Genomic DNA, 283 nt, shown 5'->3' on the forward strand with positions numbered 1-283 from the left:
CTGCCCGAAGCCGGAGGGCGCCTTCTACGTCTTCCCCGACATCGCCTGTGCCTTCGGCCGCAGGCACGGCGATCGCTTGATCGCCAATGACGTCGATTTCTGCGCGGCCCTGCTCGAAGCCAAGGGCGTGGCCTGCGTGCCGGGCTCGGCCTTCGGCGAGCCGCGCGCGCTGCGCATCTCCTACACCTGCCCCGATGCCCAGCTCGCCGAGGGCCTGAAGCGCATCCAGGCCTTCTTCGCGGAGCTTGCGTGAGCGCTCGCGTCTGGCTGCTGCTGCTGGCGG

1 protein-coding gene is annotated in these 283 nt (G+C 70.3%); it reads left to right on the forward strand.

What is annotated here, in order from left to right:
- Nucleotides 1–253: aminotransferase class I/II-fold pyridoxal phosphate-dependent enzyme (locus FLQ44_RS02075; RefSeq protein WP_147692828.1), on the forward strand; the 253-nt coding region annotated here is incomplete at its 5' end.
- Nucleotides 254–283 lie beyond the last annotated feature (30 nt).

It is taken from the genome of Vogesella mureinivorans (assembly GCF_007644035.1).
In the GTDB taxonomy this organism is placed as follows: domain Bacteria; phylum Pseudomonadota; class Gammaproteobacteria; order Burkholderiales; family Chromobacteriaceae; genus Vogesella; species Vogesella mureinivorans.